Source organism: Cellulomonas sp. P2_F12 (assembly GCF_056403775.1).
The window spans coordinates 431,116-449,999 of the sequence record NZ_JBFUEV010000003.1; the positions used below are offsets into that span (position 1 = coordinate 431,116).

Genomic DNA, 18,884 nt, shown 5'->3' on the forward strand with positions numbered 1-18,884 from the left:
GGCGCCGACGATACCCACGACCGCGCGCTCGGCCCGCAGCGAAATGCCTCGTCGGCGTCCGACCGGGCGTGCGACCCTGGAGGCACCGTACGAGAAGAGGAACCCCTTGACCGACCCGCAGCACACCACCCGCGAGACCGACGAAGCCCCGCTCGAGCGCTCTGCGCAGGACGTGGCCGACGACGTCGTGGCCCGGGTGCTCGCCAGGGCGGGGAGCTCGCTGCACGCCGGCGGGACGGTGCACTCGTCGTACGACGGCGACCAGCTCGAGCTCGAGGAGCGCACGTCGCTGCGCCGCGTGGCCGGTCTGTCCACCGAGCTCCAGGACGTCACCGAGGTCGAGTACCGCCAGCTGCGGCTGGAGAAGGTCGTCCTGGTGGGGGTCTGGGGCTCCGGCACGGTCACGGACGCGGAGATCTCCCTGCGCGAGCTCGCGCAGCTGGCCGAGACGGCCGGCTCCGAGGTGCTCGACGGGCTGCTCCAGCGGCGCCAGAAGCCGGACCCGGGCACGTACCTGGGCTCGGGCAAGGCGTCCGAGCTGGCGGCGCTCGTCGCGAGCGTCGGCGCGGACACGGTCGTCGTCGACGGCGACCTGGCTCCGTCGCAGCGGCGCGCACTCGAGGACATCGTCCGCGTCAAGGTCATCGACCGGACCGCGCTGATCCTCGACATCTTCGCCCAGCACGCCAAGTCGCGGGAGGGCAAGGCCCAGGTCGAGCTCGCGCAGCTCGAGTACCTGCTGCCGCGCCTGCGCGGCTGGGGCGACTCGATGTCCCGGCAGGCCGGTGGCCAGGTGGGCGGCGCCGCGGCGGGCATGGGCTCGCGCGGTCCCGGTGAGACCAAGATCGAGCTCGACCGCCGGCGCATCCGCAACCGGATGGCCAAGCTGCGCCGCGAGATCGCCGCGATGGAGCCGGGCCGCGTGACCAAGCGCGCGTCGCGCAAGAAGCACGCGATCCCGTCGGTCGCCATCGCCGGCTACACCAACGCGGGCAAGTCCTCGCTGCTCAACCGGCTCACGCACGCCGGCGTGCTCGTCGAGAACGCGCTGTTCGCCACGCTGGACCCCACGGTCCGCCGGGCCGAGACGGTCGACGGACGCATCTACACGCTCGCGGACACGGTCGGTTTCGTCCGGGCGCTGCCGCACCAGCTGGTCGAGGCGTTCCGCTCCACGCTGGAGGAGGTCGCCGACGCGGACCTGATCCTGCACGTCGTCGACGCGTCCCACCCGGACCCCGAGGGGCAGATCGCGGCCGTCCGGCACGTCTTCGCCGACATCCCGGGCGCCATGGACGTGCCCGAGATCATCGTGCTCAACAAGGCGGACCTGGCCACCCCCGAGGCGATCGCCCGGCTGCGCTCGCGCGAGGTGCACTCGATCGTCGTCTCCGCGCACACCGGCGAGGGCATCGACCAGCTGCAGGCCCTGGTCGCCGACCAGCTCCCGCGGCCCGGCGTCGCGGTCGACCTCGTCGTCCCGTACCACCGCGGCGACCTGATCAGCCGCGTGCACGAGCACGGCGACATCCAGATCGAGGAGCACACGGCCGACGGCACGGCGATCCGGGCGCGCGTCGACGCCGGGCTCGCCGCCGAGCTCGAGTCGGCCGCCCTGCCCCGTCCGTGAGCGTCGCCGGCCACCACTAGGCTGACGCGGTGCCCGACGCCGACCCCTCCGTCGAGAACCTGCTCGACGTCGCGGTCCAGGCCCTCGGCGGCGTCCGTCGCGACGGTCAGCACCAGATGGCCCTGGCCGTCGCGGAGACCATCGACAAGGGCGAGCACCTGCTCGTGCAGGCGGGGACGGGCACCGGCAAGTCGCTCGGGTACCTGGTGCCGGCGTTGCGGCACGCGGTCCTCGAGAACGAGCACGTCGTGGTCTCCACGGCCACCCTCGCGCTGCAGCGGCAGATCATCACGCGGGACCTGCCGCTCGTCGCCAAGGCCCTCGAGCCGCACCTGCCCCGCACGCCGTCGATCGCGCTGCTCAAGGGCTGGCACAACTACCTCTGCGTGCACAAGGTCGCCGGCGGCTACCCCGAGGACGACGCGGGCACCCTGTTCGACCTCGGCGAGCACGCGGGCGCGGCCGAGCACCCGGCGCCGGCGCGCACGGGGGCGACCGGCCCGTCGGAGAGCCTGGGCGAGCAGGTGCTGCGGCTGCGCGAGTGGGCGGAGGAGACCGGTACTGGGGACCGCGACGACCTGGTGCCGGGCGTGACCGACCGGGCGTGGCGACAGGTCTCCGTGACCTCGCTCGAGTGCCTGGGCAGCAAGTGCCCGATGCTCGCGGAGTGCTTCCCCGAGAAGGCCAAGGCGGCGTCGCGCGAGGCGGACGTCGTCGTCACCAACCACGCGATGCTCGGCATCGCCGCGTCGGGGTCGCCCGGCGTGCTGCCCGAGCACCAGGTCCTGGTCGTCGACGAGGCGCACGAGCTCACCGACCGCGTGACGGCCCAGGCGACCTCCGAGCTGTCGGTGGGCACCATCGAGCACGCGGCGCGGCTGGCCCGTCGGCACGGCGGCGTCCCGACGACGGACCTCGACTCCGCGAGCCAGGCCCTGGCCACCGTGCTCGTGGGGCTGCCCGAGGCCCGGTTCCGGGACGGGCTGCCGCCCGCGGCCCGCGATGCCGTGGCCGGCGTGCGCGACGCCTCCCGCACCCTGCTCAGCGTGCTCAAGCCGGAGACCGGGCCCAACGCGCCACCCGAAGGCGGCCGCAAGATGGCACAGGCGACCATGCTCGCCCTGCACGAGGTCGCCGACCGGATGGCCGCCGACCCCGACGACAACCGGCACACGGTCCTGTGGTGCTCCCGCAGCGAGGACCGCCGCGGCGGCGTGCAGACCCGGTTGTTCGCGGCGCCCCTGGCCGTCAACGGGCTCATCCGCACGCACCTGCTGGCCGGCCGGTCGGGCGTCCTCACGTCCGCGACGCTGGAGCTGGGCGGCTCGTTCGACCCGATCGCGCGCGCGGTCGGCCTCGAGGTGCGTCCCGACGCCGAGCCCGTCGGCCCCACGTCCCTGGATGGTGGGCCGGCCGCGCCGCCGAAGGGCGCGCCGTGGCACGGGCTCGACGTCGGCAGCCCGTTCGACTACCCGAAGCAGGGGATCCTCTACCTGGCGCGGCACCTGCCGAAGCCCGGCCGCGAGCCGGCCACGGAGGCGCAGCTGGACGAGATCGCCGAGCTGGTGACCGCGGCCGGCGGCCGGACGCTCGGCCTGTTCTCCTCGCGACGCGCCGCGAACGCCGCCGCGGCCGCCATGCGCGAGCGCCTCGACGTCCCGATCCTCGTGCAGGGCGACGACCAGCTGCCCACGCTCGTGTCGCAGTTCATCGCCGACGAGCCCACGTGCCTGTTCGGCACCCTGTCGCTGTGGCAGGGCGTCGACGTGCCCGGTGCGACGTGCCGGCTGGTCATCATCGACCGCATCCCGTTCCCGCGGCCCGACGACCCCGTGAGCTCGGCCCGGTCCGACGCGATCGAGGCGGCGGGCGGCAACGGCTTCCTCGCCGTGTCGGCGACCCACGCCGCGCTGCTGCTGGCCCAGGGTGCCGGCCGGCTGATCCGGACCAGCGAGGACCGCGGGGTCGTCGCCGTCCTCGACCCGCGGCTCGCGACCGCCGGCTACGGCAGCTTCCTCACGCGGTCGCTGCCTGCGTTCTGGCGGACCACCGACCGTGCCGTCGCAGTCTCGGCCCTGCGTCGGCTCGCGACCTCCGGATAACCTCGAGGGATGACCGAGAGCCTGGACATGGAGGACGTGGGCCTGACCCCGTTCCGCACGCCCCGTCGGACCTCGAAGCTCGCGATCGTGGGGGCAGGTGCCGTCGGGTCGACGATGGCGTACGCGGCGCTCATGCGGGGCGCCGCCCGCTCGGTCGCCCTCTACGACATCAACGCGGCGAAGGTCCAGGCCGAGGCGCTCGACCTCGGGCACGGCATCCAGTTCATGCCGATGGCCGAGGTGGTGGGGTCCGACGACATCGCCGTGTGCGCCGACGCCGACATCGTGATGTTCACGGCGGGTGCCAAGCAGAAGCCCGGGCAGTCGCGGCTCGAGCTGGCCGAGGCGACGATCGGCCTGGTCCGCGCCGTGCTCCCGTCGCTGGTGGAGGTCGCGCCGGACGCGGTGTACGTGATGGTGACCAACCCGGTCGACGTCGTCACCTACGCCGCCCTGCAGATCTCCGGCCTGCCGAGCACGCAGCTGTTCGGCTCGGGCACGGTCCTGGACTCGTCCCGACTGCGCTACCTCATCTCGCAGTACACCGGCGTGGCCGTGCAGAACGTGCACGCGTACATCGCGGGGGAGCACGGCGACACGGAGCGGCCCCTGTGGGGCTCGGCGACCATCGGGTCGGTCCCGCTGCTCGAGTGGTCGGGCCCGGACGGGAGCCTCGCATTCACCCCCGAGGTCCGCGAGGAGATCGCCAACGAGGTGGTCGGCTCGGCGTACCGGATCATCGAGGGCAAGGGTGCGACCAACTACGCGGTCGCCCTGGCCGGCTCGCGGATCATCGAGGCCGTGCTCAAGGACGAGGGGCGGGTGCTGCCCGTGTCGTCGCTGCTCGACGACTACTACGGGATCAGCGACGTCTGCCTGTCCGTGCCGACGATCATCGGTGCGCACGGCGTGGGCAAGCAGCTGCCGGTGCCGCTGTCGGACGACGAGCTGGCGGGGCTGCGGACCTCCGCCGACGCGGTGCGCGCGGTGGCGCGGCGGTTCGGGTTCTGAGCCGCCGGCGCCGGACCGTGGTCCGGCGCCGGCGGGACGTCAGAGGCTGCGCAGCACGCTGACGACGCGGCCGAGCACCGTGGACTCGTCGCCCGGGATCGGCGAGTACGCCGGGTTGTGCGGCATCAGCCAGACGTGGCCGTCGATGCGCTTGAGGGTCTTGACCGTGGCCTCGCCGTCGATCATCGCCGCGACGATCTCGCCGTTCTCCGCCACCGGCTGACGGCGGACCACGACCCAGTCGCCGTCGCAGATCGCCGCGTCGATCATCGAGTCGCCGCTGACCTTGAGCAGGAACAGGTCTCCGTCCCCGACCAGCTGGCGGGGCAGCGGGAACACGTCCTCGACGACCTGCTCCGCGAGGATGGGGCCGCCCGCCGCGATCCGGCCGACGACCGGGACGTAGGACGGTGCCGGCATGCGCTCGCCGTCGCCCGTGTCGGGGAAGCTGGACCGGCTGCCGTCCGGCGCGGTCCACGTGCCGACGCCCCGCGAGTCGTCCGCGTGCACGACCTCGATGGCGCGCGGGCGGTTGGGGTCGCGGCGCAGGTACCCCTTGCGCTCGAGTGCCGTGAGCTGGTGCTTCACGCTCGACGGGCTGGTCAGGCCGACGGCCTCCCCGATCTCGCGCATGCTCGGCGGGTAGCCGCGGGACTCCACCGACGTCCGGATCGTGTCGAGCACGAGCCGCTGGCGGGCCGTGAGGCCGTCCGGGCCCGGCGCGCCGTCGGGCAGCGCGTGGATCGTCGCCAGGTCCTTCTCGGGCTGGGACGTGTCCCGTGAGTCCGTCACTGCGCTCCTCCTCCGTCCGGCGGCCGCCTCGCGGCCTTCTCCGCCTGCTCCAGCCGGCGTCCCGCGTGCCCTGACCTGCGGCGACGGGGGCTGCCCGGCGGTCGTGTCAGTGGCTCGTGGTCCGCTTGTGCTGCATCGCCAGCCTAGGGATGTCGGGACGGAAGATCAAACATCTGTTCGATCGTGTCTCGACAGTGTCGGTGGATGCTGGTAGACATCGTACAGACGTTCGACGAACAGGCGTTCGACGATCAGCGGTACCCCGGGACCCCCGGGCCGAGCAGGAACGAGAGACGCGATGAGCGCGATGGTGATGGGACCCGCGATGCCGAGGATCGCGACGTCGAGCACCCGCAGCACCCGCAGCACGGCGGGCGCCCCGAGCGCCCGCACTGCCGATGCCGGCCGGTCCGCGGCGCACCTCCGGCTGACTGCACGCGGCCGGGCCGTCCTGTGGGTCCTCGCCGTGCTCCTCGTCGCGGTCGTGACGCTCATCGGCGGCCGGGCGGCCGCCGACGGACCGGTCGGCGCGCAGGAGGTCGTCCGGCACACGGTCGCGCCGGGGGAGACGCTCTGGCAGATCGCCGAGACGGTGGCGGGCCCGTCGGACGACGTGCGCGACGTCGTGTTCGACCTCGTGCGCCTGAACGAGCTTCCGGACGCCGGCCTGATGGCCGGCCAGGTGATCGTGGTTCCTGCCGGTTGAGCACTGGTGCCTGGGACGCCTGCCGTGCCGGCGAGATCCGCGCGCGTGGTTGCTGGGTCCCGATCGCTCGGCTAGGTTAGCCTTACCTCACTAGGCGAGCTGGGGGGCTTGCCCGAGGTGCGGGACGACGGGGCGCGAGCTCCGGCACGGACCCGCTGTACAGCGCGGCGCCGAGGCGAGTCGGCCCGTGACCAGGGACGGGGGCGTCCCCGCGAGGGCGGTCATCCATGGATGGCCGCCCTCGTGCGTTCCTGGCTGAGCGGGACGTGCCCGCCGCCACCGGGAGTGCGTGCGAGGATCGCGGTGCGTGTCGCCGCCGACGACCTTGCACCGCCGCAGAGCGTGGCCTAGCGTCACGGGGGCGTCCACGACGCCACCGCCGCCGGTCGACGTCCGACCCCGGCGCGCCAGCTCGAAGGGGATCACGGTGCACTGTCCGTTCTGCCGTCACCCGGACTCGCGGGTCATCGACTCGCGGACCTCGGACGACGGGTCGACCATCCGGCGGCGACGCCAGTGCCCGCACTGCAACCGCCGCTTCACCACCGTCGAGACCGCGAGCCTCTCCGTCGTCAAGCGCTCCGGCGCCACCGAGCCGTTCAGCCGCGAGAAGATCGCCGGCGGTGTGCGCAAGGCGTGCCAGGGGCGTCCCGTCAGCGAGGACGACCTCGCGCTGCTCGCGCAGAAGGTCGAGGAGACGCTGCGCAGCGCCGGCTCGGCCGAGATCGACGCCTACGAGATCGGGACGGCGATCCTCGGACCGCTGCGCGAGCTCGACGAGGTCGCCTACCTGCGGTTCGCCAGCGTCTATCAGGCGTTCGACTCGCTGGAGGACTTCGAGGCCGCGATCACGGTCCTTCGTGCCGAGCGCGAGGGCGCCGACGACGGCGAGCTCGCCGACGGATCCGTGGACTCCGAGGACTCCCAGGACGCACGGACCAGCTGAAGGCGACCGGGTCAGTTCGATCCGTCGGTTCGATTTCTGTCGGTGGCAGCACGTAGGTTCGTCCGGTGCTTCCTGCTGACCTCGAGCTCCTCCACGTCCCCGGCGCCCCTGCCGTCCTGCCGGACGGCAGCCGCGCGATCGTGTCGGTCGTCCGGCCCGACCTCGCCACCGACGAGTACACCGGCCACCTGTGGTCGGTCGACCTCGTCGGCGACCAGGCGCCCCGCGCGCTGACCCGCGGCTTCCGCGACACCGCACCGGACGTCTCGCCCGACGGGCGCTGGGTGACGTTCCTGCGGTCGGAGCGCGACGGCAAGCCTCAGGTGTTCGTCGTCGAGTCCGCCGGGGGCGAGCCCGTGCAGCTGACGGACGCCCCGCTGGGTGCCGCGGAGCCCCGGTTCTCGCCCGACGGCACGCGGATCGCCTACGTGGCCCGGGTCCCGGAGCCGGGTCGTTACGAGCCCGACGGCAAGCCCGGGTCGGAGGGTCCGCGGCACATCACCGAGCTGAAGTACCGGGCCGACGGCATCGGGTTCGTCCGGGACCGGCCGCAGCACGTGTTCGTCGTCGACGTGCCGGTGGACGGCGAGCGTCCGGCGACGCTGCCGGATCCGGTGGCGCTGACCGCGGGGGAGGTCGCGGTGTCCGGCCCCCGGTGGCTGCCCGACGGCACGGCGCTGGTCGGTGTCTCCGCGCGGCACGAGTCGCGCGAGTCCGACCTGCGCAGCGACGCGGTGCTGATCGAGGCGTCGCCCGACGGCGACCCGGCGCCGCCGGTGCCTCTCACGGATGCCGACGCGGGCAGCACGCTCGGAGTCGAGGCCGTCCTGCCGTCGCGCGACGGGAGCACGCTCTGGCTGCTCGCCGGCGACCTCGGCACGTCGGGACGTGACTTCGTGGCGTCGCAGGTGGGGCTGTTCCGCCTCCCGCTCAACGGTTCCACGGGCGGGGCCGGTGTGCCCGAGCGGCTCACCGACCTCGAGGCCGACCAGCTCACGGGCGTCCTGGTCGAGGTCGACGGCGAGCCGGTCGTCGGGGTGGAGCGCCGTGGCGCCCAGCACCTCGTCCGCATCGCGCCCGACGGGACGCCGACCACGCTCGTCGGCGGCACGTCCGTCGTGACCGGCGCGGCGGTGGCCGCGGGTGCCGCGCGCGCCGTGGTGGTCGCCGCGTCGCCGACGTCCTCGGGCGAGGTGCTGGCCGTCGACCTCGGCACGGGAGCCGTCGACGTGCGCACGGAGCTCTCGGGCCCGCTGCAGGCCACTGGTCGGGCGCGGGTGCCTGCGGAGCTGCTGGCGACCGGGCCGGACGGCTACGAGGTGCACGGATGGCTCGTGACGCCCGACCCCGAGCGGTTCGGCGCCGGGCCGCACCCGACGATCCTCATGATCCATGGCGGCCCGTTCGCGCAGTACACGCACGGTCTGTTCGACGAGGTGCAGGTGTTCGCCGAGGCGGGGTACGCGGTCGTCTACGGCAACCCGCGGGGGTCGTCCGGGTACGGGCGGTCCCACGGCCTGGCCATCCAGGGCGGCTTCGGCACGGTCGACACCGAGGACGTCCTGGCGCTGCTCGGTGCCGCGCTGGAGGACCCGGCGCTGGACGGCGAGCGGGTCGGCGTCATGGGCGGCTCCTACGGCGGCTACCTCACCGCCTGGCTGACCACGCGCACCGACCGGTTCGCCGCCGCGATCGTCGAGCGCGGCTTCCTCGACCCGGTGAGCTTCGTCGGGTCCAGCGACATCGGCTGGTTCTTCGGCACCGCGTACCTCGGCGACGCCGCGGACGAGCACGGTGCCGCGGCGGTGGCGGCGCAGTCCCCGATGGCGCACGTCGGGTCCGTCCGCACGCCCACGCTGGTCATCCACTCCGAGCAGGACTGGCGCTGCCCGGTCGAGCAGGGCCAGCGGTGGTTCGTCGAGCTGAAGCGCCGCGGCGTCGAGGCCGAGCTGCTGCTGTTCCCGGGCGAGGGGCACGAGCTCACGCGGTCGGGGAGCCCGACGCACCGGCAGGTGCGGTTCGAGCACGTGCTGCGGTGGTGGGAGAAGCACCTGCCCGTCGGGGGCTGACCTACCGGTCGCTCGAGCGCACGCCCCACATGTTGATCCCGGCGTCGACGGCGTGCGGCTCGATCGCGGCGATCTCGTCCGGGGTCAGCGGCGCGAGCTCGACGGCGGCGAGGTTCTCGTCCAGCTGGTCGACGGTCCGGGCGCCGACCAGCACGGACGTGATCCGCGGGTCCCGGAGCACCCACGCGAGCGCGAGCTGGGGCAGGGTCCGGCCGCCGGAGCGGGCGATCCCGTCGAGGGCGCGGACGTGACCGAGCGCCTCGTCGGTGAGCCACTCGGTGCGCAGCGGGCCGCCGCGCGCGGCGCGCGAGTCGGCGGGGACCCCGTGCAGGTACCGGGTGCTGAGCATCCCCTGGGCCAGCGGGGAGAAGGCGACGACGGCCATGCCTGCCTCGTCGGCGACCTCCAGCAGGGAGCGTCCGTCGGGCCCCGGCTGCTCGATCCAGCGGTTGAGCATCGAGTACGCGGGCTGGTGCACGGCCAGGGACAGGCCGATGGAGCGCGCCACCGCGAGGGCCTCGGTCGTCCGCTCGGCCGAGTACGACGAGATCCCCGCGTACCGCGCCTTGCCTGCCCGGACGGCGCGGTCGAGGGCGCCGAGCGTCTCCTCGAGCGGAGTCGACGGGTCGAACCGGTGGCTGTAGAACACGTCGACGCTGTCCAGACCGAGCCGCCGCAGGGACTCGTCGAGCGACGCGCGCAGGTACTTCGCCGACCCGTGCTCGCCGTACGGCCCGGGCCACGCGCGGTAGCCGGCCTTGGTCGTGACCAGCAGCTCGTCGCGGTGCCCCCGCAGGTCACGGGCCAGGAGGCGGCCCACCGACTCCTCGGCGGCGAACGGCGGCGGGCCGTAGTTGTTGGCGAGGTCCAGGTGCACGACGCCGCGGTCGACCGCGTGCAGGACGAGCCGGCGCTGGTCCGCGAACGGGGTGGCGGCACCGAAGTTCTGCCAGAGGCCGAGGGAGACGACCGGCCACGACAGGCCGCCGGCCCGCCGGTGGGGGAGCTGAGGGGCATCGAGCACGTCGCCGACGCTACCCGCCGTGAGAAGAGGTGGCGCCGCGGGCGCGAGTCGGTCAGGCTGAGCGGGTCGCGGGCGCAGACGTCCGTCGGCACACAGCACCGCATCGGAGGAGACGCCATGGCGAAGGACGACGAAAAGGCGACCACGGAAGCGGCGGTGAGCGAGGACACCAAGGCGAAGTACCGCGAGGCGCTCGAGCGCAAGAAGACGAACCAGCACCGGACCTCGGACGGCTCGGCCAACACCGGCCAGGTGCACGGCTCGGAGACCGCGGGCCCGTCGCAGCGGCGCTTCCAGCGCAAGTCCGGCTCCGCCTGACGGACACAGCAGAAGGGCCCGACCGTGTGGTCGGGCCCTTCGGCATGACAGCCCTCAGAGGGCAGGCGCGGGTCTCAGGACAGCAGGCGCAGCCGCACCGACTCGGGTCGCGACGAGAGCGCCTCGACGACCGCGGCGTCGACGGGGGCTCCGGCGTCGGTGACCACGTAGCCCAGCTCCCCGCGGGTGGTGAGCAGCTGGCCCTCGATGTTCACGCCGTGCTCGGCGAGCGTCGCGTTGACCGCGGCCAGGACGCCGGGCACGTTGCGGTGCAGGTAGGCGAGGCGGTGCACGCCCGGACGCTGCTCGAGCGCGAGGTTGGGCAGGTTGACGCTCAGGGTGGTCGAGCCCGTGGCCAGGTAGTCGCGCACCTTGTTGGACACGAACTGCCCGATGGCCTCCTGCGCCTCCTCGGTGGAGCCGCCCGTGTGCGGCGTGAGGATGACGTTGGGCAGGCCGCGCAGCTCGGACTCGAACGCGTCGCCCTTGCGCTTGGGCTCCACGGGGAACACGTCGACCGCCGCGCCCGCCACGTGGCCGGACACGATCGCGTCGCGCAGCGAGGCGTAGTCGACGACGAACCCGCGCGAGAGGTTGAGGAACACCGAGCCGGGCCGCATCTGCGCGAACTGCTTGGCGCCGAACAGGCCCGCGTTCCCGCTGCGGCCGTCGACGTGCAGCGTGACGATGTCCGCGGTCTCGAGCAGCTCGTCCAGGGTGTCCATGCGGCGGGCGTTGCCCAGCGCCAGCTTCTCGGCGGTGTCGTAGAACACCACGGACATGCCGAGGTTCTCGGCCAGCACCGACAGCTGGGTGCCGATGTTGCCGTAGCCGATGATCCCGAGCGTGCGTCCGCGGATCTCGTGCGCGCCGGTGGCCGACTTGTTCCAGATGCCGTCGTGCATGGCGCGGTCGAGCTCGGTCTGGCGGCGCGTCAGGGAGATGATGTCCGAGATCGCGATCTCCACCACCGAGCGCGTGTTGGAGAACGGCGCGTTGAACGTGGCGACTCCGCGGGAGGCGGCCTCGGCGAGGTCGATCTGGTTGGTGCCGATGCAGTAGGCGCCGATCGCCACCAGGGACGGGGCGTTCGCCAGCACCTCGGCGGTCACGTGGGTCTTGGACCGGATCCCCAGCAGGTGGACGCCGTCGAGGGCCTCGATGAGCTCGGCCTCGTCGAGCGCCCCGGTACGGGTGGTCACGTCGAAGCCGGCCGTCTCGAGGATCGAGCGAGCCTGGGGGTGGAGGTTCTCGAGCAGCAGGGCCTTCAGCACGCCCCTATGGTGCGCCTCACAGCGCCGACGGCCCACAGCGGTCCGGCCCTCGGACACACGTGAGACGCCTGCGTCAGCCCTCGTTGCCCCAACCGCGCGGGAGCGGGCGGTCGTGCAGGACGTGCAGCGCGCGCGTCGGACGGGTCATGGCCACGTACAGGTCGCCGGCGCTGGCGTCGATCACCTCGGCCGGCTCGACCAGGACGACGACGTCGAACTCCAGCCCCTTGGCCTCGCGCGGGGTCAGCACCACCAGCGGGGCGTCCAGGTCCGCCGCGCTCGAGCCGGTCCCGATCGCGGGTCGCAGGCCGGCGGCGCGCAGGGCCGTCGCGACGGCCTCGAGCCGCCCGTCCACCGCGATCACGGCGATGCGCCCGGCACCGGAGGAGTCCGTCACCTCGGCGACGAGCTTCTCGGTCCGCTCGGTCACGGCGGCCAGGACGTCGGCGGTCCGCTCGACCACCAGGGAGTCGTCGACGTCGCGCGCCGACGTGAGCGGGCTGACCGGCAGCCCGGCCGCGACAGCGACCCGACGCGCGGTGTCCGCGACCTCGGCGGGCGTCCGGTAGTTCACGGTGAGCTCGTTGAGCCGCCACGACGAGCGCAGCACGGGGTCCAGCTGGGCGGCCCAGCTGTGGGCGCCGGCGGTCGCGGTGGTCTGCGCGACGTCGCCGACGATCGTCAGCGACCTCGTCGGCACCCGGCGCAGCAGCGACCGCCAGGCCATCGCGGACAGCTCCTGCGCTTCGTCGACGACGACGTGCCCGTAGGTCCAGGAGCGGTCGGCCGCGGCGCGCTCGGCGGTGGTGAGCGTGGGGCCGGTCGTCGCGAAACGGTCCGCCAGCATCTCCGCGGACACCATCCCGCCGCTGCCCGTCGACTCGAGCACCTGGCGGGCGTACGCGAGCTCGGAGACGCGTCGGTCGGCGGCGGCCCGCGCCTCGGCCCGTGCGGCCTGGTCGTCCTCGCCCAGCAGCTCGGCGGCCTCGTCGAGCAGCGGGACGTCCGCGGGGGTCCACGGGGCGTCCGCGTCGCGCACGAGCATCGCGCGCTCCCGCGGCGTCAGCTGGGGTGCGGCGGACGCGAGGCGGTGCGGCTTGGACCACAGGTCGGCGACGAGCTTCTGCGGGGTGATCGGCATCCACGCCAGGTTGAGCGCGACCCGGATCTCGCGGGTGGTGCGCAGCTCCTCGACGATCTCGCCGCGCTCGTCGGACGGCACGTCCTGCCCCAGCTGCTCCACGTACTGCTCGGCCAGCCGGCCCAGCATGTCGCGCACGAACGACACGCGGGCCTGGTTGTGCGGCTTGTGGTTGCGCCGGGCACGCGCCATGGCGGACGCGACGTCGTTCGGCCGGATGACCAGGTCGTGGCCGTCGACCCGCACGTGGACGGGCTGCGAGGGGATCCGCTCGCGGTCCCGCACGGCGCGCGCGATCACGCTGCCCCACAGCGCGCGGCCCTTGAGCTCGGCGACGGCCTCGTCCTCGGTCGCCGTCGCCTGGATGCCGGGGTACAGCTCCGCGACCGTCGTGGTGACCACACCGGTCTCGCCGAGGGACGGCAGCACCTGGTCGATGTACCGCAGGAACGTGCGGCTCGGGCCCACCAGCAGCACGCCCGAGCGCTCGAGCATCCGGCGGTGCGCGTACAGGAGGTAGGCGGCCCGGTGGAGCGCCACGGCGGTCTTGCCGGTGCCGGGGCCGCCCTGCACGACGAGCGCGCCGTTCAGCTCGGACCGGATGATCGCGTCCTGCTCGCCCTGGATCGTCGCGACGATGTCGCCCATCCGACCCGTGCGACCCGCGGCCAGGCCCGCCAGCAGCGCGCCCTCGCCCGACAGGCCGCTGAGGCGCTCGCCGGAGTCGTCGGTCAGCAGGTCGAGGTCGAGCACCTCGTCCTCGACGCTGGTGACCGTGCGGCCCCGCGTGACCACGTGCCGCCGACGGACGACGCCGTCGGGGTGCGCCGCGGTCGCCCGGTAGAACGCCTGCGCCGCGGGAGCGCGCCAGTCGGTGAGCAGCTGGGTCTGCTCCTCGTCGGTGAGCCCGAGCCGGCCGATGTAGCGGCGCGAGTCGTCGTCGAGGTCGAGCCGGCCGAACACCAGGCGCTCCTCGACCGCCTCGAGCTGCGCGATGCGGTCCTCGTAGAGCGTGGCGAACGCGTCGCGCTCCGAGCGGTTCTGCGGCGAGCCGGACGGGCCCTCGCGACGGACGTCGGCCAGCCGTGCCCGCATCTGAGCGCGCAGGTCGTCGAGCCGCCCGTAGAGCTGGTCGACGACCCGCTGCTCACCGGTCAGCTCGTTGTCCATGCCTGCCACCTGGGCGATCTCCGTTCCGCCGGGACGACCCGGCCGTGCGTCGCGCCGTACCAGGCCGGCCGAGGGACGGCACGGCGCGCGGAGCGGCCGTCCATTATCCGTTGTCCGCGGCCCCGTCGCACACGTCCGTCCGGGTGGCGCTCGCGCGGAGCGGGTGAGACGGCGCGCGGAGGCCGGGCGGGGACCCTACGCTTCGGTTGTCCTGTCGAGAAACGGCAGGGGCGCAGCCGGGAGGAGGTCCGTTGAGCGAGGCACGAACGACGGTGGACGCCCCGCCACGGACGATGGCCCCGCCGATCCGCCTGCTGCTGGTCGAGGACGACGAGGGCGACGCCGTCCTGGTGCGTGAGCACCTCGCCGACGCTGGACTGGACGTCGACCTGGCCTGGGTCCGCACGCTCGACGAGGCCCTCGTCCGGCTGGACGTCGACCTGGTCCTGCTGGACCTCGGGCTGCCGGACGCGATGGGCATCGCAGCCCTCGAGCGGCTGCTCGCCGCCGGCGCTCCCGCCGTGGTCGTGCTGACCGGGCTGGCGGGCACCGACGTCGGTGTCGCGGCCGTCGCCGCCGGCGCGCAGGACTACCTCGTCAAGGGCGAGGTCGACGGCGAGCTGCTCGGGCGCTCGGTCCGGTACGCCATCCAGCGCCGCCGCCTCGAGGACACCGACCGCGCGCTGTACCGCAGCCTGATCCGGGCCGAGGAGGTCAACCGTCTCGAGCGCGCGCTGCTGCCGACGCCGTCGGTGGTGGACCAGCGCCTCGAGGTGCGGGTCGGCTACCGAGCCGGACGCGACGGCGTGCTCGGCGGCGACTTCTACGACGTCGTGGAGCGCCCGGACGGGTCGGTCCTCGCGCTCGTCGGCGACGTCTGCGGACACGGTCCCGACGAGGCGGCGCTCGGCGCCACCCTGCGCACCGCCTGGCGGACCCTCGTCCTGGCGGAGGTGCCGACCGTCGAGATCCTCGGGCTGCTCGAGCGCGTCCTGGTCTCCGAGCGGGCGCGGCCCGAGATCTTCACCACGGTCTCGATGCTCGACGTCGCAGCCGACCGCAGCTCCGTCGACCTCTACCTGGCCGGGCACCCCGTGCCGCTGCTGCTCGGCGAGCCCTCGACGCTGCTGCCCACGCACGGCCGCGGGCGTGCGCTCGGCATCCCCGTGTCGGGCGGCTGGCAGCCCGTGCGGCTCGAGCTCGCCGCGTCGTGGCGCATCCTCCTGTACACCGACGGGGTGCTCGAGGCCACGATCGCCGGCGGGTCCGACCGGGTCGGCAAGACCGGGCTGCTGAAGATCGTCGACGGCGCGGTGAGCGCCGCGCCGCGCGGTGACCTGGTGGACCGTGTGCTGCACGACGTGCGGGCGCTGCACGGCGGCGACCTCGTCGACGACGCCGCCGTCGTGGTTCTCGGCTGGTCCGCGTGAGCGCTGGCACGACGCCCGCGCGGCGTTCCTCCACCCTGCGCCGACGCCTGCGGACGACCATCGTCGCGGCCGGCGCGGCCCTGCTGGTGGTCGTGCTCGGCACCGCCTTCGTCCTCGTGCGGCTCGTCGACCGCCAGGAGGCGGTCACCCAGACCTACTTCGACGCCATCACGCTCGCCGACGGCGCCTACATCCAGCTCATCGACGCCGAGACCGCGGTCCGCGGCTTCGCGCTCACGGGCGACCCGATCACTCTCGAGCCCTACGACCGGGCCATCGCGGACGACCTGTCGTTCCGCACCCTGGCGGCCCAGGCTGCGACGGGGGGCGACAAGGAGGTCGCGACCGCCGCGCAGGCCGCGGCCGACGCCGCCAAGGCGTGGAACGACGAGTTCGCCGTCCCGGTGATGGCCGAGGTCCGCGCCGGCGGCAAGGGTGCGGTGACGGCCGACGAGATCGAGCAGGGCCGGGTGCTCTTCGACCAGGCCCGGGCGGCCGCTGAGAGCTACACGGACCTGCTGCGCGAACGTCGCCAGGACGCGCTCGACGAGCTGCACGTGTGGACCACGATCGCGGGGGCCACCGTCGGCGTCCTGGTCCTGGCGGCCGTCGCCCTCGGCATCTCGCTGTGGGTGACGTTGCGGCGCTGGATCCTCGAACCCCTGGACGCCCTGGCCTCCGACGCGCGCGCGGTGTCGTCGGGCGACCTCCTGCACCCCGTGGAGAGCGTCGGGCCCGGCGAGATCGCCGCGCTCGCGGGCGACGTCGAGAGGATGCGCGTGGCGCTCGTCGACCAGCTGCAGGTGCTGGAGACCTCGCGCGCCGAGATCGAGGGCGCCCACGAGCTGCTCACCGAGCAGGCCGAGGAGCTGCGCCGCTCGAACCGCGACCTCGAGCAGTTCGCGTACGTCGCCTCGCACGACCTGCAGGAGCCGCTGCGCAAGATCGCGAGCTTCACCCAGCTGCTGCAGAAGCGCTACGGCGGCCAGATGGACGAGCGCGCCGACCAGTACATCGCGTTCGCGGTCGACGGCGCCAAGCGCATGCAGCAGCTCATCCAGGACCTCCTGGGCTTCTCCCGCGTGGGCCGCGTCGGCGGTGAGGTCACGGACGTCGACCTCGGCGCGGCGCTCGACGTCGCTCTCGACAACCTGAGCGAGGCGGTCGCGGAGTCCGGGGCCGTGGTGACGCACGACGAGCTGCCGACCGTCCGCGGGGAGGAGCCGCTGCTGGTCCAGCTCTTCCAGAACCTCGTCGGGAACGCGGTGAAGTTCCGCCACCCCGATCGGCTGCCGGCGGTCCACCTCAGCGCGCGACGCGTGGCAGACTCCTGGGAGCTCGAGTGTCGAGACAACGGCATCGGAATCGACCAGCAGTACGCGGAGCGGGTGTTCGTCATCTTCCAGCGGCTGCACCCCAAGGACGTCTACGAGGGCACCGGCATCGGGCTCTCGTTGTGCAAGAAGATCGTCGAGTTCCACGGCGGTCGCATCTGGATCGAGCAGCCTGACGGCGAGGGCACCAGCATCCGCTGGACCCTGCCGGCTGCCGACGACCACGCCTGAGCGGAGAGCCCCTGTGCCCACGAGCACCAAGATCATCGACGTCCTCCTGGTCGAGGACGACCCCGGCGACGTCCTGATGACCCGCGAGGCGTTCGAGGACAACAAGCTCCGCAACCGCCTGTCGGTCGTCTCGGACGGCGTCAGCGCCCTGGAGTTCCTGCGCAAGGAGGGCGAGCACGTCGAGGCCCCGACGCCCGACCTGATCCTGCTCGACCTCAACCTGCCCCGGATGGACGGCCGCGAGGTCCTGCAGGCCCTCAAGGCCGACGACGGCCTGCGCTCCATCCCCGTGGTCGTCCTGACCACGTCGGAGGCCGAGGAGGACGTGGTGCGCAGCTACGCGCTGCACGCCAACGCGTACGTCACCAAGCCGGTGGACTTCGACCGGTTCATCGAGGTCGTCCGACAGATCGACGAGTTCTTCGTCGAGGTGGTCCGGCTCCCCGGTCGCTGATCCGGGAAGAACTCACCGGGGGCGTGTGTTGTCCCCGGTAACCCGGACCGGACGGAAGTGAGCGCAACCCCATGCTGAACCCGAGCGAGATCTACGACGTCGACCCGGAGGTCGCCGCCCAGGTCGAGGCGCGGACCGTGAACGGCGCTGGTCCCGTGCTCGTGCATGTGGTGCGCGGCTTCGTGGACGCGGGCAACGCCGGCCAGCTGGCCGCGGAGCACCTGGTCGACGAGCTGCCGACCACCCGCCTGGCGACCTTCGACGTCGACCAGCTGCTCGACTACCGGTCGCGGCGGCCGGTCATGACGTTCGACCAGACCACGTGGTCGTCCTACGCGGAGCCCGAGCTGGTCGTCGACCTGGTGCAGGACGCGGCGGGCGTGCCGTTCCTGCTCCTGCACGGCGTCGAGCCGGACGTGCAGTGGGAGCGCTACGTGGCCGCCGTCCGGCAGATCGTCGAGCGCTTCGACGTCCCGCTGACCGTGGGCGTGCATGGGATCCCGATGGGCATCCCGCACACCCGACCGCTGTCGGTCACGGCGCACGCCACCCGTCCCGAGCTCGTCGCCGACCACACCTCGTGGTTCGGCACGGTCCAGGTGCCGGCGAGCGCGAGCGCGCTGCTGGAGCTGCGGCTGGGGCAGTCGGGCCACGACGCGGTCGGCTTCGCGGTGCACGTGCCGCACTACCTCGCGCAGTCCGCGTTCCCGCAGGCCAGCCAGGCAGCGCTCACCAACGTCGAGCGCGCGACCGGCCTCGACCTGCAGGTGGGATCGCTGACCGCGGCCGCCGACGAGGCCATGCACGAGATCGAGCGGCAGGTCACGGGGTCCGAGGACGTCGCGGCCGTGGTGCACGCGCTCGAGGAGCAGTACGACTCGTTCACGCGCAACATCGGCCGGACCAGCCTGCTCGCCGGGTCGACCGACCTGCCGACGGCGGACGAGCTGGGTGCCGAGTTCGAGCGCTTCCTGGCGCAGCAGGGCGACGACGGCCCGGCGATCTGAGGCCCGTCGCCTTTACCAGATCGTTGTCAAAGCGAGTGCGCCGGAAGGGCGAAACCGTGGCGCCGCCCGCGGGCCCGATGTAAGGATGCACACGTTGCAGTGACGTACTCGCTTGACCGGCGTCGTCACCCGGGCCCAGGCCCGGGGGTCGGTTCCGACCAGCCGCTCGCGGCTGGGCCACCCGGTGCAGGACGTGAGGCATTGCGGCACGGTGCGGGCAGAAGGCCGGCGCTGTCACCGGATGG

15 protein-coding genes are annotated in these 18,884 nt (G+C 73.4%); 11 read left to right on the forward strand and 4 right to left on the reverse strand.

Annotation, left to right across the window (positions count from 1 at the left end; genetic code table 11):
- Positions 1–106 precede the first annotated feature (106 nt).
- The 3 genes from hflX to AC1DWH_RS10135 are packed head-to-tail and all read left to right on the forward strand — an operon-like array spanning position 107 to position 4,743.
- Positions 107–1,630 (forward strand): GTPase HflX, encoded by a 1,524-nt coding sequence (hflX, locus tag AC1DWH_RS10125; protein ID WP_456846115.1) that lies wholly within the window; start codon positions 107–109, stop codon positions 1,628–1,630.
- A 29-nt stretch (positions 1,631–1,659) separates the two neighbouring features.
- Positions 1,660–3,732 (forward strand): ATP-dependent DNA helicase, encoded by a 2,073-nt coding sequence (locus AC1DWH_RS10130; protein ID WP_477093553.1) that lies wholly within the window; start codon positions 1,660–1,662, stop codon positions 3,730–3,732.
- 9 nt (positions 3,733–3,741) lie between these two features.
- Positions 3,742–4,743: an L-lactate dehydrogenase gene (locus AC1DWH_RS10135; RefSeq protein WP_477093554.1), complete on the forward strand. Its 1,002-nt coding sequence runs from the start codon at positions 3,742–3,744 to the stop codon at positions 4,741–4,743.
- Between the two features lie 39 nt (positions 4,744–4,782).
- On the opposite strand, the gene lexA is transcribed toward AC1DWH_RS10135, so the two are convergent.
- Positions 4,783–5,535, reverse strand: coding sequence for a transcriptional repressor LexA (gene lexA / locus AC1DWH_RS10140; RefSeq protein WP_477093555.1), 753 nt, complete (start codon positions 5,533–5,535; stop codon positions 4,783–4,785).
- 298 nt (positions 5,536–5,833) lie between these two features.
- On the opposite strand from lexA, the gene AC1DWH_RS10145 reads away from it, so the two are divergent.
- The 3 genes from AC1DWH_RS10145 (at position 5,834) to AC1DWH_RS10155 (ending at position 9,256) form a co-directional block, all read left to right on the forward strand.
- Positions 5,834–6,241: a LysM peptidoglycan-binding domain-containing protein gene (locus tag AC1DWH_RS10145; RefSeq protein ID WP_477093556.1), complete on the forward strand. Its 408-nt coding sequence runs from the start codon at positions 5,834–5,836 to the stop codon at positions 6,239–6,241.
- Between the two features lie 427 nt (positions 6,242–6,668).
- Positions 6,669–7,187 carry a transcriptional regulator NrdR gene (gene nrdR, locus AC1DWH_RS10150; protein ID WP_477093557.1) on the forward strand — a complete coding sequence of 173 codons (519 nt, stop codon included), beginning with the start codon at positions 6,669–6,671 and terminating at the stop codon, positions 7,185–7,187.
- A 65-nt stretch (positions 7,188–7,252) separates the two neighbouring features.
- Positions 7,253–9,256 carry a S9 family peptidase gene (locus AC1DWH_RS10155; RefSeq protein WP_477093558.1) on the forward strand — a complete coding sequence of 668 codons (2,004 nt, stop codon included), beginning with the start codon at positions 7,253–7,255 and terminating at the stop codon, positions 9,254–9,256.
- Position 9,257: 1 nt separating this feature from the next.
- On the opposite strand, the gene AC1DWH_RS10160 is transcribed toward AC1DWH_RS10155, so the two are convergent.
- The gene (locus tag AC1DWH_RS10160) at positions 9,258–10,280 is read right to left on the reverse strand and encodes an aldo/keto reductase (RefSeq protein WP_477093559.1); all 1,023 of its coding nucleotides are present in this window, start codon (positions 10,278–10,280) and stop codon (positions 9,258–9,260) included.
- 117 nt (positions 10,281–10,397) lie between these two features.
- Here AC1DWH_RS10160 and AC1DWH_RS10165 point away from each other — a divergent pair, with 117 nt between their 5' ends.
- Entirely contained in the window at positions 10,398–10,598 is a 201-nt protein-coding gene (locus tag AC1DWH_RS10165; RefSeq protein ID WP_456847175.1) for a DUF5302 domain-containing protein, read from the forward strand.
- 74 nt (positions 10,599–10,672) lie between these two features.
- Here the strand turns inward: AC1DWH_RS10165 and serA are convergent, their stop codons facing one another.
- Both serA and AC1DWH_RS10175 read right to left on the reverse strand, forming a co-directional pair.
- Positions 10,673–11,872 (reverse strand): phosphoglycerate dehydrogenase, encoded by a 1,200-nt coding sequence (gene serA / locus AC1DWH_RS10170; RefSeq protein WP_477093560.1) that lies wholly within the window; start codon positions 11,870–11,872, stop codon positions 10,673–10,675.
- A gap of 73 nt (positions 11,873–11,945) precedes the next feature.
- Complete coding sequence (locus tag AC1DWH_RS10175) at positions 11,946–14,183, reverse strand: HelD family protein (RefSeq protein ID WP_477093561.1); 2,238 nt, start codon at positions 14,181–14,183, stop codon at positions 11,946–11,948.
- 251 nt (positions 14,184–14,434) lie between these two features.
- On the opposite strand from AC1DWH_RS10175, the gene AC1DWH_RS10180 reads away from it, so the two are divergent.
- The 4 genes from AC1DWH_RS10180 to AC1DWH_RS10195 all read left to right on the forward strand — a co-directional run bounded on the left by AC1DWH_RS10180 (position 14,435) and on the right by AC1DWH_RS10195 (position 18,639).
- The gene (locus AC1DWH_RS10180) at positions 14,435–15,613 is read left to right on the forward strand and encodes a PP2C family protein-serine/threonine phosphatase (protein ID WP_477093562.1); all 1,179 of its coding nucleotides are present in this window, start codon (positions 14,435–14,437) and stop codon (positions 15,611–15,613) included.
- The gene (locus AC1DWH_RS10185) at positions 15,610–17,178 is read left to right on the forward strand and encodes a sensor histidine kinase (RefSeq protein ID WP_477093563.1); all 1,569 of its coding nucleotides are present in this window, start codon (positions 15,610–15,612) and stop codon (positions 17,176–17,178) included. The genes AC1DWH_RS10180 and AC1DWH_RS10185 overlap by 4 nt, the downstream gene beginning before the upstream one ends.
- 13 nt (positions 17,179–17,191) lie before the next feature.
- On the forward strand, positions 17,192–17,632 hold the full coding sequence (locus tag AC1DWH_RS10190; RefSeq protein WP_477093564.1) for a response regulator: 441 nt from the start codon (positions 17,192–17,194) through the stop codon (positions 17,630–17,632).
- A 71-nt stretch (positions 17,633–17,703) separates the two neighbouring features.
- Positions 17,704–18,639 (forward strand): proteasome assembly chaperone family protein, encoded by a 936-nt coding sequence (locus AC1DWH_RS10195; RefSeq protein WP_456844412.1) that lies wholly within the window; start codon positions 17,704–17,706, stop codon positions 18,637–18,639.
- Positions 18,640–18,884: the final 245 nt, after the last annotated feature.

Excerpts from the sequence above, each read along its gene's own strand:
- AC1DWH_RS10195 (WP_456844412.1), top strand. The coding sequence starts at position 17,704 with ATGCTGAACCCGAGCGAGATCTACGACGTCGACCCGGAGGTCGCCGCC.
- AC1DWH_RS10165 (WP_456847175.1), top strand. The coding sequence starts at position 10,398 with ATGGCGAAGGACGACGAAAAGGCGACCACGGAAGCGGCGGTGAGCGAG.
- AC1DWH_RS10175 (WP_477093561.1), bottom strand. The coding sequence starts at position 14,183 with ATGGACAACGAGCTGACCGGTGAGCAGCGGGTCGTCGACCAGCTCTAC.
- AC1DWH_RS10135 (WP_477093554.1), top strand. The coding sequence starts at position 3,742 with ATGACCGAGAGCCTGGACATGGAGGACGTGGGCCTGACCCCGTTCCGC.
- AC1DWH_RS10145 (WP_477093556.1), top strand. The coding sequence starts at position 5,834 with ATGAGCGCGATGGTGATGGGACCCGCGATGCCGAGGATCGCGACGTCG.